Genomic DNA, 13,593 nt, shown 5'->3' with positions numbered 1-13,593 from the left:
ACCATTTCTTTCTCAAATTGTTTTCCTTTAAAATGTTTCAGTGGTTATGTAATTAAATTCCATTAACCTATATAAATAACTAGTCCAAAAAATATCTATATGCATATCATGTTATAGTAAAGAATTTAGGAGATCCTAAAAGGAGGCATTTTCATGTTTGAAGATAAATCTAAAATAAATTACCCATATGAATTTACTGAAACTACAACAGTTCCTCTAAAGAACCCCATTGATAAAAAATTCAAGAACGGCACAGGTACACATAACTTCCCAATTAAGAAGCACTATAAAGAGCAAGTTCTATACACTGAAAAAATTAATAATAATAAAAATAAGTAATTGTATAGACCTTTATAACAATTAGCCAAATAAGAAGCAACATTTGGCCATGCATAGTTATTTAGTTAGTAATGATACAATTCATGCACATTTTAAAAAGTGCTGTATACAGCGCTTTTTTATACATAGATAAATTTAAGCTAACGCAACCAAGAAATAAACTGCAAAATTACTCCACCTTATTCTCGTTTAACTATTAAATCTACATATGAAAAGGGAGCAACAGTAAATGTTGCTCCCTTTTGAAATATAATTTATTCACTCTACATAACCCTCTTAAACATCTTCTCCAACTCATAAGTAGAATGATGCACAAGAATCGGTCTTCCGTGTGGGCATGTGTATGGGTTTGTTGTTGTACGTAATTCTTCCAGTAAGGCAAATATTTGATCGTTCGTTAAATATTGATTCGCTTTAATGGATGCTTTACAGCTCATCATGATGGCTGCTTCTTCACGTAACTTTTTAATATCCACTTTTTTTAGTTTAACAACTTGCTCCATCATTTCATCGATAATTTCTGTTTCTTGTCCTTTCGGGAACCATGTTGGATGCGAGCGGACGATAAAAGATTGATGGCCGAATTGTTCTAAAAATAGCCCGACTTTTTTTAGTTCTTCTAACTGTTCTTCGACACGTAAAAATTCAGTAAGAGATAGATCAATACGGTACGGTACAAGTAACTCTTGTACTTCTTGCGCTACCCTTCCTACTTTATCACGGAAGTATTCATAATTAATACGTTCCTGCGCGGCATGCTGGTCAATCATATATAAGCCTTTATCATTTTGAGCGAAAATATATGTTCCATGCATTTGTCCAATTGGATAAAGTGGTGGTAAGTCATTCCCGTTCATTTCAATCTCTTTTATTTCCCGAACTTCTTCTTCTAATTCCTCTAGTTCAAAATCCTCTTCATTACTGTCCCACGATTTCTCTTCTTGAATTGGTTCTTCGATTATCGGTTTAGTGGATGGTTGCCAACTTTGTTCTTCTCTTATGAGCGACTGTGGTGGTTGCCATTCTTGTTTCGGCGGTTGCCACAGTTGTGGTGGCTGTTTCACAGCCTGCGGTTCTTCTTGTTTTGCATCCATGCCAGTTGGTAAAACAATGTCCGGAATAGATGGTTCTTTCGGCTTCGCATGCTCAAACTGGAACTGTTCTTGCACACTTTCGTCTTTTTCTTTTTTCTTCGTTGTTACGCCTGCATCTGGAATGAGCTGTATTTTTTTAAATGCAGCTTGCAATGTTTCTTCGATCAGCTTTAGCAATTCTTGTTCTTTACTAAAACGAACCTCTAACTTCGCTGGATGTACGTTAACGTCAACTAGCATTGGATCCATTTCAATCGATAAGAAGCCAATTGGATACCGGCCGACTGGCAGTAATGTATGGTATCCTTGCTGAATTGCTTTCATTAGTACAAAGTTTCGAACGTAACGACCATTTACGATCGTTGACATATAATTACGAGATGCTCTCGTTACTTCTGGTAATGTTACATAACCTTTAATTGTAAAGTCTAAAGATTCAGCTTCAATTGGAACAAGCTTCTTCGCAACTTGAATACTGTAAATCGATGCAAGTACTTGTCTTACATCACCGTTACCTGATGTATGAAGCAATTTCTTTTCATTATGAAACAGTTTTAACGATACTTCTGGATGTGACATTGCAATACGATACACGATATCTGTAATATTCCCGAGCTCCGTATGAATGGTTTTCATATATTTAAGACGCGCTGGTGTATTAAAGAATAAGTTTTGTACTGTAATATCTGTTCCTTTTCGGCTCGCAGTCTTCTCTTGCTTTATAATGTCTCCACCTTTAATTATGAGGTGTGTACCAGGCGCATCACCTGTGCTAGTAATTAATTCTAATTCACTAACAGAGGCAATACTCGGCAATGCCTCACCGCGGAAACCGAGTGTTCTTATGCGAAACAGATCGTTTTCATCTTTAATTTTACTCGTCGCATGGCGTTCAAAAGCGACGATACAGTCTTCTTCTGCAATACCATCACCGTTATCAATGATACGAATTTTCGATAACCCAGCTTCTTCTAAGTGGATTTCAATAGATGTACTATTCGCATCGATAGAATTTTCCACAAGTTCTTTTACGACTGAAGCAGGGCGCTCTACTACTTCCCCTGCCGCAATTAAGTTAGAGAGTTGGTCATCGAGTTTGCGAATTTTCCCCATCTACTTACTCATCCTTTCTTTAACTTTTTCTGTAAGCGATACAATTCGTTCATCGCTTCTAAAGGTGTCATATCAAGTAAATCGATTTTTTTAATTTGCGCCAATACTGCTGTTTCTTTTTGATCTAGCAGAGGTTTGTCTTGTTTCTTCGAAGACTGTTCTCCTCCAAAGAAAGATAGTTGCGATTCTTCTTCAGTCTCTACTTTCGTTTCCTGTATTTCTGCTATTTCCTCTTTTACAACTACAGGTTCTGGAGCAGCTTCTTGTACTTTCACTTCTACTCGTTTTGGAATAATAATTTCTTCCTGTCCTTCTAGCTGTGCTAACACTTCTTTCGCGCGGGCGATTAAGCTATCTGGAAGCTCTGCAAGTTGCGCAACGTGAATTCCGTAACTTTTATCTGCTGCCCCGTCTTGAATTTTATGAAGGAATACTACTTTTCCATTCTCTTCAATTGCTGAAACGTGTACATTTTTCAGTTGATCTAAACTCTCTTCTAACACCGTTAATTCGTGATAATGCGTAGAGAATAACGTTTTTGCACCAATTTGGTCATGAATATGTTCAATAATTGCTTGTGCAAGTGCCATACCATCATAGGTAGATGTACCGCGTCCAATTTCATCGAATAAAATTAAACTTCTTTCTGATGCGTTTGCAATTGCATTTTTCGCTTCTAACATTTCGACCATAAATGTACTTTGACCTGATATTAAATCATCCGCTGCACCAATTCTCGTAAAGATTTGATCAAATACAGGTAATACTGCTTCTGTTGCTGGTACGAAACAACCGATTTGCGACATAACCGTTACAAGTGCTAATTGTCTCATATACGTACTTTTACCAGACATGTTCGGCCCTGTAATTAAAAAGACATCCATATTCTCTGGCATAATACAATCATTCGGTACATACAATTTCCCGTTCAATACTTTTTCAACGACAGGATGACGACCATCTTTAATAAAGATTTCGCGCTTCGTTGTCAGTACAGGTTTTACAAACTGTTCTTCTTCACTAACTGTCGCAAAACTTTGCAGTACGTCTAATTCACTAATTACTTTCGCTAAATGTTGTAATTTCGGAATAAATACTTTTACTTCTTCACGAAGTGCTGTAAATAAATCGTATTCTAGCTGTACGATTTTTTCTTCAGCTTCCAAGATTAACGTTTCTTTTTCTTTCAGTTCATCTGTAATGAAACGTTCAGCATTAGCAAGCGTCTGTTTACGTTCATAGCGACCTTCTGGAAGTGCTGCAAGATTCGCTTTCGTTACTTCAATGTAGTAACCGAAAATACGGTTGTATCCGATTTTTAACGATTTAATTCCAGTAATATCACGTTCTCTTTTTTCAAGCTCAGCAATCCACGTTTTCCCGTTTTTACTCACGTAACGATATTGATCAAGCTTGTCATTATAACCATCTTTAATAATATCTCCATCTTTAATTGAAAGCGGTGGGTTTTCTTGAATACTTCTTCCTAGTAATTCTGTTAAGCTTTCACATGGATCTGCACCTTGAATTAATCTCGATGCATAAGCGTTATCTAACAAACTAATTGCTTCTAAAATAGCTGGCACTTGAAGTAATGAACGTCTTAATTGTAATAAGTCTCTTGCATTTACGTTACCAAATGCAACTTTTCCTGCTAAGCGTTCTAAATCATATACTTCTTTTAACTTTTCTTTTAAATCTTCACGTAAGAAGTAATCATTTACAAACGTTTCAACCATTTCTAAACGCTCTTCAATTCTTTCTTTCTGTATAAGTGGACGTTCCATCCACTGTTTTAACATACGACCACCCATAGCTGTTTTCGTCTTGTCCAATAACCATAATAGTGATCCTGTTTTTTCTTTCGTCCGAAGTGTTTCTGTCAGTTCTAAATTTCGCTTTGAATGTACATCAATTTTCATAAATTGATTCGTATAATAAATTTCTACTGGTTGCAAATGATCTAAAGAACGTTTTTGCGTTCTTATTACATAGTTAAATAAACGTCCAACTGCTTTAATTAATTTTGCTTGTGAAACATTTTTCACAAGATGTTCTAATCCTTCCGGAATTGCCGTTGCATCTTCATACGAAATCGTCATTTTCAATGTTTCAGTTAACTTGTTTAGTTCATCTTTAGAAAATGAAGAATCAACAACAATTTCTTTCGAACCAGTTGCATACACTTCTAATAAAATATCTTCTACTGAACCAGTCAGTAACGTTACTGTATTTTGTCCAGTCGTTAAGTCGTTACAAGCTAATGCATATGATCCATCTTCAAAATGTGTTAATGCGGCTAAGAAGTTGTTTTCTTTCTCATCAATTGTACGCCCTTCCATCATCGTTCCTGGCGTAATTAATTGTACTACTTCACGACGTACTACACCTTTAGCTGTTTTCGGATCTTCTACTTGCTCACAAACAGCTACTTTATATCCTTTTTCAACAAGTTGTTCAATATAGTTTTTAGCCGCATGATATGGTACACCGCACATTGGTATACGTTCACTACTACCGCCATCTCGGCTCGTTAATGTAATTTCAAGTTCATGGGCTGCTTTAACAGCATCCTCAAAGAACATTTCATAAAAATCGCCTAAGCGAAAAAATAAAAAGGCATCTTGATAATCTGCCTTAACCTTTAAATATTGCTGTATCATAGGCGTATATTGAGTCATACTTTTCCTCCATAATTCTTACATGATAATCTATTTTCATATATGTCGCATTTCACGGACACTCTTATCTCCTATTTCAGGAGTCTTTCTTCATTATAACATATTTCATAAAGAATCATGTTCATTCAGCGCCACTTATGTAAAGTAAAAAGCTAGGAAGAACTTCTCCCTAGCTTTCTATTACTCTTCTTCTGCATCAACGATAAAGTTCGGATCTAATTCTTCAAATTCATCATCAGCAATTTGGAAATCATCATCTGATTCTACGCAGCCTTCAGGATTTACACTTACACAAATTTTCGTTTCTCCAACTACTTCTGTTACAAATTCACGTTCTACAGTTACAACAATTTTATTACCATTTGGTGATACAAGTGCTTCTAAACAATTTGGCGGCTGAATAACACGAGCAATAATTTCTAAATCGTCACCAGAAAAGTTTTTATCACGATAACCAATACTTACTTCGTCCGTGTAGTTCACACGTTCTGTTACAACTTCAGTCTTTGTATTTCCATCAAATGAATACCAAGTGTTCACATCATAGAAACCTTCAATTTCCACATGTTTTCCATTCTTTCTTGCTTCGTACGAGTGGTTAATTACCCAGCACCCTAAAATACTTGTTGGCTCATTATTCGATTCACATGTATGCGTTGACTTTGTATACTTACGTCCTTTTCCAACCACTGCTTTTGTAATAATCTCTCTAAATTCGGACATTCGTAACCCTCCTCAATCACTATTCACTTAATCATATGCGTGACAATAGCGGAATGTGTCATTCTTTTTTTGAGAAGACCTTACGTTTAATCCACAAAAAAAGAGATGTCAATATGACATCTCTTTAACAACCACAATTTCCTTTTTTACTTTCTACCGCTGCGCCAGTTTCACCCTTTAGTACATCACCACCAGTTGAAATTAATATTTCATCTGTTACGTTGTTAGAAATTGTACTAGCAACTAACTGTAATAAGTCATTTACGTATGTTTGTGAAGATTTAAATTGTTGTACGACTGGAATACTGTCTAACTTATCTTGCAATGCATCAATTTCAGCTTCTACCTTTTTTAAAGCTTCCCATTTCCCGTAATGTTGCAAGTTTACTGCTTGTTTTTGCAGTGCTTTAATTTCATCGATTGCGCGCTTTACATTTTCATTTTTATGAATTTGCGCCTCTGCTTTCTTAAAAAAATCAACTTCTTCTGTTTCAGAAATCATTTTTGCTAATTCTTTCGCTTGTTCAACAATGTCATCTTTCGAATATACTTTCATCTATTATTTCACCTCAATCGGCTCTTCAACTAATTCCCCGTTAAGAGACCAAGTTTTTGCTTCCGTTATTTTTACTTTCACAAGCTGACCAATTAAAGATTTTGAAGCGACGAAGTTTACAAGTTTATTCGTACGAGTATAACCTGCAAGTACTTCCGGATTATTTTTACTTTCCCCATCAACTAACACTTCTACAATTTGACCTTTGTAACGACTATTCTTTTCAATTGCCAACGTATTTACTAGTGTATTTAAGCGTTGAAGACGTTCTTTCTTTACTTCCATCGGTACATTATCTTTCATTTTTGCAGCTGGTGTACCTTCGCGAGGAGAGTAAATGAATGTAAAGGCAGTATCAAACCCTACTTCACGATATAACGACATCGTTTCTTCAAATTGCTCATCTGTTTCATTTGGAAAACCAACGATAATATCTGTTGTTAATACTGCATCTGGAATTGCTTCTTTAATTTTTCTTACAAGTTCTAAATAATGCTCACGCGAATATTTACGTGCCATAATTTTCAACATATCCGTACTTCCAGATTGAACTGGTAAATGGATATGTTCTACTAGGTTGCCACCTTTTCCAAGCACTTCAATTAAGTGATCATCGAAATCACGTGGATGGCTCGTTGTAAAACGAATACGGGCAATATCAACTTTACGAAGTTCGTCCATTAAATCGCCAAGACCGTATTCTATATCTTCAAAGTCTTTACCATATGCATTTACGTTTTGACCAAGTAAAGTAATTTCTTTATAACCATTTGCAGCTAAATGACGAATCTCTTGGATAATATCTTCTGGACGTCTACTTCGCTCTTTTCCGCGTGTATACGGTACAATACAATACGTACAGAATTTATCACAGCCATACATAATATTTACCCAAGCTTTAATATCACCACGACGTACTTTCGGAAGGTTTTCAATTACGTCACCTTCTTTTGACCATACTTCAACTACCGTCTCTTTCGAGAACATCGCATCTTTTAGAATGTACGGTAATCTATGAATATTATGCGTTCCAAATACCATATCTACATGCTGATTTTTTTGCATAATTTTATTTACAACAGATTCCTCTTGAGACATACAACCACATACACCAATTAAAAGGTCTGGATTTCTTCGTTTGAGTGACTTTAAATGGCCTAGCTCACCAAACACCTTATTTTCAGCATTTTCACGAATTGCACAAGTGTTTAATAAAACTACATCTGCATCCTCAGTTGAAAAAGTTGGTTCATATCCAAGTGCGGTGAAAATACCTGCCATTACTTCCGTATCATGCTCATTCATTTGACAACCATATGTACGAATATAGAACTTTCTTCCTGTACCAAAATTGCGAAACTCTTCAGGTAAGCCAAAATCCCGTTCAATTTTAACTTCTTCTTTCCCACGCTTTTTCGCATCCTTTAAGGAAGGTGGTTGATATACATTTTCAAAGTATTTACTATAATCTTTCTCTTCTTTTTTCGTAGAGGAATTTGCTTGTTGACTTGCTAATCGTTGTTGCTCGTTCATCGGTAATCTCCTTTCACCCTTAACTATACATACTCTATAGTCCATTTTAATGCGCCTAGACTCACCTCAAAAATGGTTAGATAGCTTGAGAGATAACTTGTCCTTTGAAACTTGAGTAATCAATCTAATCATTCATAAGAATGAAGTCTTCCCCACGCAAATAGACATTCCCTTTTTATCATTTCTTGTTGTCCTACCAAAAAGCATATTGCTTTATCCCTATAAACATTACCATAGTATGATGTATTTCGCCAATTTTAACAATAAAGAGGCCCTTTATTATCTTACATTTCATAAGCAATGAACTTGCCATTTTCATACAACGATTTATATATTATTTTATCATTCTGAATTTTCTAAGTAAATAAGGCTACCCTATATTTTTGTACATAAAAAAAGGTTACCAAATCGGCAACCTCCTCTTCTTACATTACATAAATTCAGCAACAAGCTCATCAAACATTTTCTGATCCATATTTAAATCAGATTTCACTAAAGGCTCTTCACTATAGCCTTTAACAAGTTCTTGATATGATGGTTGCTTAGTATTTTGATAAATTAACCCTGTTACTAAACCGTTATTTTCCATTAAAGTTTGCATAGCCATCATGCGATTAGATGGATCATATCCCTCTACTGTGCTTAGTTTCGTTAAATTCTCTTTAAACCAATCGTAAGTATTTACTTTATTGTAAGTAACACATGGGCTAAATACGTTAATTAATGAAAATCCTTTATGGTTAATACCAGCTTCAATAATTTGTGTTAATTCTTTTAAATCACTCGAAAAGCTTTGCGCCACAAATGTCGCACCAGCTGTTAAGGCCATTTCCATTACATTTAGTGATGGTTCAATTGAACCTTGTGGTGTGCTTTTCGTTTTAAATCCAGCTTCACTACGTGGTGAAGTTTGCCCTTTTGTTAATCCGTAAATTTGGTTATCCATTACGATGTACGTAATGTCGATATTACGACGAATAGAATGGATTGTATGACCCATACCAATCGCAAACCCATCACCGTCACCACCTGAAGCGATAACTGTTAAATCACGATTTGCCATTTTCACACCTTGCGCAATTGGAAGGGCACGACCATGAATACTATGCACACCATATGAATTAATATAACCTGAAATACGGCCTGAACAGCCGATACCAGAAATAACAGCAAGTTCATCTGGATTTAGGCCAACGTTAGCTGCCGCACGTTGAATTGCAGCTTGCACTGAGAAGTCTCCGCAACCTGGGCACCAGTTTGGCTTTACACTGTTACGAAAGTCCTTAAATGTTGCCATTTAATACAACCCCTTTTTTGCATTCGTTGTAAATCTCTTTCGGCAAGAATGGGTTTCCATCATATTTTAAAAGACTAGAAATTTTCTCACCATTACCAAGATTCATTTTCATAATGTTAGCAAGCTGACCTGTTGCATTGTTTTCTACTACTACAACACGCTTCGCCTTTTTCACAAGTGGATCGATTTCAGCTGTTGGGAACGGGTGAATTAAACGCACATGAGCATGGTTTACTTTCATACCCTCTTGTTCTAAACGCGTCATTGCCTCTTCGATCGCACCACGAGTTGAGTTAAATCCAACAAGCAATACGTCTGCTTCTTCATGCTTAACATTTTTATAAACAGGGGTATTAAACTTCAAGTTCTCCATTTTACGGAAACGTTTGTCCATTTGATCTTTACGGTTTATTGCTGATTCCGATGGTTTTCCAGTTTCATCATGTTCTACACCTGTAACATGGTGAACACCATTTTTCATACCAGGTAAAACACGTGGTGAAACGCCGTCTTCTGTTACTTCATAACGCTTGAAGTATGCTTTATTTTCACGTTCTGGTAATTCTACTTCTAAATCAAGCTTACCACGACGAATTTCCACTTTATCTAATTTAAGTGGTTCTACTGTTTGTTTTCCTAAAGAAAGCTGTAAATCTGTTAAGAAAATAACAGGAACTTGATATTCTTCAGATAAGTTAAATGCTTCTACAATGTCATAGAAAGCTTCTTCAACTGTACTTGGCGCCATTACGATTTTTGGAATTTCACCATGCGTACCGTAAATCATCGCCATTAAGTCAGACTGTTCTTGCTTAGTTGGTAATCCTGTACTTGGGCCGCCACGTTGTGTATCAACAATTACTAATGGAGTTTCTGTAATACCTGCTAAACCGATTGCTTCCATCATTAATGAAAGACCTGGACCAGCAGATGCCGTTAATGTACGAACACCAGCATAGTTTGCACCGATTGCCATTGTACAAGCTGCGATTTCATCCTCAGTTTGGATTACTGTTCCGCCGACTTTCGGTAATTTTTTAATTAAGTATTCCATAATTTCTGATGCAGGTGTGATTGGGTATGCTGACATAAAACGAGCACCACCAGCTACCGCACCAAATGCGATTGCATCGTTTCCAATCATAAACATGCGTTTTTTACCATCAGCTTTTTCAAGCTGCATCATGTTTACTTTCTCACCTAGTAATTCTTTCATATATTGAGAGCCGCGTTTAATTGCGTCCATATTCTTTTGAACGACTTGCTCTCCTTTACGACCAAAGATTTCTTCAACAACATCTAAATAAGCTGTTTCATCTAATCCTAATACTGCACTTGATGCTCCAACAGCAACCATGTTTTTCATTAATGATGTGCCTAATTCTGAAGCAATATCTGTAAACGGTATCACATATAGATTTACATCTGTATTGTCAGGTATTGTTGGATTAAATTTCGCATCCGCAACTACAATTCCACCTGGACGTAGTTCGTGGAAATTAAAATCAATTGTTTCTTGGTCAAAAGCAATTAAAATATCTAAATCATCTGAGATCGCTCGTACTTCTGTTGTACTTACACGAATTTTATTATTTGTATGGCCGCCTTTTATACGTGATGAGAAGTGGCGGTAACCGTATAGGTAATATCCTAATCGGTTTAATGCAATACAGAAGATTTCTCCTGTACTTTCAATTCCTTCACCTTGTTGGCCTCCAACTTTCCATGAAAGTTGACTAATCATCTCCTACACCCCTTTTGGCTGCATTCATTGTAGTGTATTTTTTTACAGTAATAGTTTAGCATTTTTTATGCAAATAAACTACAACGGACGCAAATTATGCCTCTTCTGATTTCCCTGAATCTTTAGTATAAAGCTATTTTGTTTTTCATTCTAGTATTAGGTCTTAAAAAAAGCAATAAAATCAAATGTATTAATTTTAATTTTTCTGAATTTTAAACCAAAACTTAAAAACTCATATGTTCTACAAAATTATCATATAAAAATCGTTCTACAGTAGATGCAGCATAGTGTTTACAAAGCTCATTCATTACATTTTCATAATCTCGATAAACTGATACATTTACAACTGTTTCTAAAATCCCATCAAAATCTGAACCAAATCCTATATTGTACTCTCCACCTAATGAACAAATATATTCGATATGTCTTACTATATCTGTTATATTTGCTTCATTTTCATTCGTTAGAAACTGCGGTACAAAAGTGACACCGATCATGCCATTTTTCTTTATAAGAGCTTTAAGTTGTTCATCGTTTAAATTACGTGGGTGCTCGCAAAGTTTCATACAATTTGAGTGGGAAGCAATAGGATTTTTTGCAATCTCTATAACATCCCAAAAACTTCTTTCATTCAGATGAGACACATCAGTCCATACATGTAGCGCATTCAGTTCTTGTACAACCTGTTTACCAAAATTCGTTAAACCCGCCCCACGTGTCTCTAGCGCACCATCAGCTAAGAGATTGGCATAATTCCATGTTAGTCCAAAAGAACGTACTCCTAGGCGATACAACAACCGTAATTTCATTGCTTCTTTTCCAATTGCTTCGCATCCTTCTAGTGTTAATATCGCTCCAACCTCGTCCTGTTTTAACATGTTAATATCATCTTTTGTCTGAATAAACTTTACACCTGGTAGGGATAAAATTTCATTATAAAAAATATCTACCATTTGTAATGCTGCTTCAAATCGGTTTTCATATGCCACTGTTTCTGGTACATATATAGCAAAACATTGTATACTTCCTTTTCTTCTCTTTAACTGTTCAAATGTAATATGTAATTGTGAATCATCGTTAAAATTCCTTTTCCCTTGTGCACTCCATAACTGAAGAAGCACGTCACAATGAGCATCAAAAATTTTCATTTTCATTCCTCCATTATAAAAACAACCTGTTTGCATACTGCAAACAGGTTGTTTAAAACTTAACGAGGTTCTACAATTAATTTTATTGCTGTACGCTCTTCGCCATCAATCATAATATCTGTAAACGCTGGGATACAAATCAGGTCCAAACCACTAGGCGCTACAAATCCTCTTGCAATTGCTACTGCCTTTACCGCTTGGTTCAATGCACCTGCACCAATAGCTTGAATTTCTGCTGTTCCGCGTTCGCGAATAACACCTGCAAGTGCACCAGCTACAGAATTAGGGACCGACGTTGCTTTAACTTTTAATATTTCCATTCCGCGTTTCCTCCTCGTTTCTTTAAAAAGTATTAGCAATTATTTCACTTTAACTTATATTCACGAGGAATGGCGCGTATTCCTGCTAAATTTTCGTAATTTTTCTAAAAAATTAAAATATAATAACTTATCTAAAATTTAACGAGAATTTACTCAAAAAATGGTTGATCGTCATTAATTAAAATACGTTCAATTTTCTTTGCTTTTCCTGTATTTGGATCCACATCAATTAACACTGCACTTAATTGCGTTCTACCATTTGTTACTTCAAATCGTACTGGTAAGTTTGTTAAAAACTTCTTCAATACTGCTTCTCTGTCCATACCTAATATTCCGTCATATGGCCCTGTCATCCCAACATCTGTAATGTATGCTGTTCCGCTTGGTAAAATACGGTTATCTGCTGTAGGGACATGCGTATGCGTACCTACTACTGCTGTAGCACGCCCATCTACATACCAACCTAGCGCTTGTTTTTCACTTGTAGTCTCCGCATGGAAATCAACAAAGATAATATTCGTACGTTTTTTCGCAATATTAATTAATTCATCCACTTTACGGAATGGACAATCAATCGGAGGAAGGAAAGTACGTCCTTGTAAGTTAATAACTGCAACTTCTGTTCCATTACAGTTCACAAAGATAAGTCCTTTTCCTGGAGTTCCTTCTGGGAAGTTAGCTGGTCTTGCAAGATATTTTGCATCATCGATGAATTCAAATACTTCACGATTATCCCAAGCGTGGTTTCCAAGTGTAACTGCTTGCGCCCCACATTCTAAAAAGTTTCGATATATTTTTTCTGTAATCCCACGGCCACCTGCTGCGTTTTCTCCATTAATGATTGTTACTGTAGGTGTATATTTTTTCTTTAATGCCGGTACGTATTGTTGAATCATACCTCTACCAGGAGATCCTACTACATCCCCAACAAATAATATTCTCATATGTCTTACCCTTTCTATGTACTGCATTTTTTATTGCTATAGCATCAAGTAAATTCCTTATAATATGTTTATTATAAGTTTGTTTCACTTTTATACTATAT

At 35.8% G+C, this 13,593-nt stretch carries 11 protein-coding genes; 1 reads left to right on the top strand and 10 read right to left on the bottom strand.

Features of this window, described 5'->3' with window-relative positions:
• The first annotated feature begins 153 nt into the window (after nt 1–153).
• Complete coding sequence (locus HMAS_RS05705; protein WP_000461138.1) at nt 154–339, top strand: hypothetical protein; 186 nt, start codon at nt 154–156, stop codon at nt 337–339.
• Nucleotides 340–602: 263 nt separating this feature from the next.
• Here HMAS_RS05705 and mutL read toward each other — a convergent pair whose 3' ends face one another.
• From mutL to HMAS_RS05655, 10 genes are all read right to left on the bottom strand, one after another.
• The gene (mutL, locus tag HMAS_RS05700; RefSeq protein ID WP_000516455.1) at nt 603–2,546 is read right to left on the bottom strand and encodes a DNA mismatch repair endonuclease MutL; all 1,944 of its coding nucleotides are present in this window, start codon (nt 2,544–2,546) and stop codon (nt 603–605) included.
• An 8-nt stretch (nt 2,547–2,554) separates the two neighbouring features.
• Nucleotides 2,555–5,227 carry a DNA mismatch repair protein MutS gene (gene mutS, locus HMAS_RS05695; protein WP_000196026.1) on the bottom strand — a complete coding sequence of 891 codons (2,673 nt, stop codon included), beginning with the start codon at nt 5,225–5,227 and terminating at the stop codon, nt 2,555–2,557.
• A gap of 180 nt (nt 5,228–5,407) precedes the next feature.
• A complete protein-coding gene (gene cotE, locus HMAS_RS05690) occupies nt 5,408–5,950 on the bottom strand; it encodes an outer spore coat protein CotE (RefSeq protein ID WP_001288799.1) in 543 nt (180 codons plus the stop codon).
• A 124-nt stretch (nt 5,951–6,074) separates the two neighbouring features.
• The gene (locus tag HMAS_RS05685; RefSeq protein WP_000870461.1) at nt 6,075–6,506 is read right to left on the bottom strand and encodes a RicAFT regulatory complex protein RicA family protein; all 432 of its coding nucleotides are present in this window, start codon (nt 6,504–6,506) and stop codon (nt 6,075–6,077) included.
• Between the two features lie 3 nt (nt 6,507–6,509).
• The gene (gene miaB, locus HMAS_RS05680; RefSeq protein WP_001005378.1) at nt 6,510–8,039 is read right to left on the bottom strand and encodes a tRNA (N6-isopentenyl adenosine(37)-C2)-methylthiotransferase MiaB; all 1,530 of its coding nucleotides are present in this window, start codon (nt 8,037–8,039) and stop codon (nt 6,510–6,512) included.
• 430 nt (nt 8,040–8,469) lie between these two features.
• Nucleotides 8,470–9,336: a 2-oxoacid:ferredoxin oxidoreductase subunit beta gene (locus HMAS_RS05675; protein ID WP_000190155.1), complete on the bottom strand. Its 867-nt coding sequence runs from the start codon at nt 9,334–9,336 to the stop codon at nt 8,470–8,472.
• The gene (locus HMAS_RS05670) at nt 9,323–11,080 is read right to left on the bottom strand and encodes a 2-oxoacid:acceptor oxidoreductase subunit alpha (RefSeq protein WP_000625418.1); all 1,758 of its coding nucleotides are present in this window, start codon (nt 11,078–11,080) and stop codon (nt 9,323–9,325) included. Before HMAS_RS05670 ends, HMAS_RS05675 begins: the two co-directional genes overlap by 14 nt.
• A 224-nt stretch (nt 11,081–11,304) precedes the next feature.
• Nucleotides 11,305–12,228, bottom strand: coding sequence for a dipeptidase (locus HMAS_RS05665; RefSeq protein ID WP_000688045.1), 924 nt, complete (start codon nt 12,226–12,228; stop codon nt 11,305–11,307).
• Between the two features lie 59 nt (nt 12,229–12,287).
• Complete coding sequence (gene spoVS, locus HMAS_RS05660) at nt 12,288–12,548, bottom strand: stage V sporulation protein SpoVS (RefSeq protein WP_000404341.1); 261 nt, start codon at nt 12,546–12,548, stop codon at nt 12,288–12,290.
• Nucleotides 12,549–12,697: 149 nt separating this feature from the next.
• Nucleotides 12,698–13,492: a TIGR00282 family metallophosphoesterase gene (locus tag HMAS_RS05655; RefSeq protein ID WP_001221095.1), complete on the bottom strand. Its 795-nt coding sequence runs from the start codon at nt 13,490–13,492 to the stop codon at nt 12,698–12,700.
• Nucleotides 13,493–13,593: the final 101 nt, after the last annotated feature.

Source organism: Bacillus sp. HMA207 (genome assembly GCF_003402455.1).
GTDB lineage: Bacteria > Bacillota > Bacilli > Bacillales > Bacillaceae_G > Bacillus_A > Bacillus_A cereus.
This window is presented reverse-complemented; position numbering and strand designations above follow the sequence as displayed.

What these genes read in the sequence shown, in the direction of transcription:
- HMAS_RS05705 (WP_000461138.1), top strand. Translation starts at nt 154, where the DNA reads ATGTTTGAAGATAAATCTAAAATAAATTACCCATATGAATTTACTGAA.
- mutL (WP_000516455.1), bottom strand. Translation starts at nt 2,546, where the DNA reads ATGGGGAAAATTCGCAAACTCGATGACCAACTCTCTAACTTAATTGCG.
- mutS (WP_000196026.1), bottom strand. Translation starts at nt 5,227, where the DNA reads ATGACTCAATATACGCCTATGATACAGCAATATTTAAAGGTTAAGGCA.
- cotE (WP_001288799.1), bottom strand. Translation starts at nt 5,950, where the DNA reads ATGTCCGAATTTAGAGAGATTATTACAAAAGCAGTGGTTGGAAAAGGA.
- HMAS_RS05685 (WP_000870461.1), bottom strand. Translation starts at nt 6,506, where the DNA reads ATGAAAGTATATTCGAAAGATGACATTGTTGAACAAGCGAAAGAATTA.
- miaB (WP_001005378.1), bottom strand. Translation starts at nt 8,039, where the DNA reads ATGAACGAGCAACAACGATTAGCAAGTCAACAAGCAAATTCCTCTACG.
- HMAS_RS05675 (WP_000190155.1), bottom strand. Translation starts at nt 9,336, where the DNA reads ATGGCAACATTTAAGGACTTTCGTAACAGTGTAAAGCCAAACTGGTGC.
- HMAS_RS05670 (WP_000625418.1), bottom strand. Translation starts at nt 11,080, where the DNA reads ATGATTAGTCAACTTTCATGGAAAGTTGGAGGCCAACAAGGTGAAGGA.
- HMAS_RS05665 (WP_000688045.1), bottom strand. Translation starts at nt 12,228, where the DNA reads ATGAAAATTTTTGATGCTCATTGTGACGTGCTTCTTCAGTTATGGAGT.
- spoVS (WP_000404341.1), bottom strand. Translation starts at nt 12,548, where the DNA reads ATGGAAATATTAAAAGTTAAAGCAACGTCGGTCCCTAATTCTGTAGCT.
- HMAS_RS05655 (WP_001221095.1), bottom strand. Translation starts at nt 13,492, where the DNA reads ATGAGAATATTATTTGTTGGGGATGTAGTAGGATCTCCTGGTAGAGGT.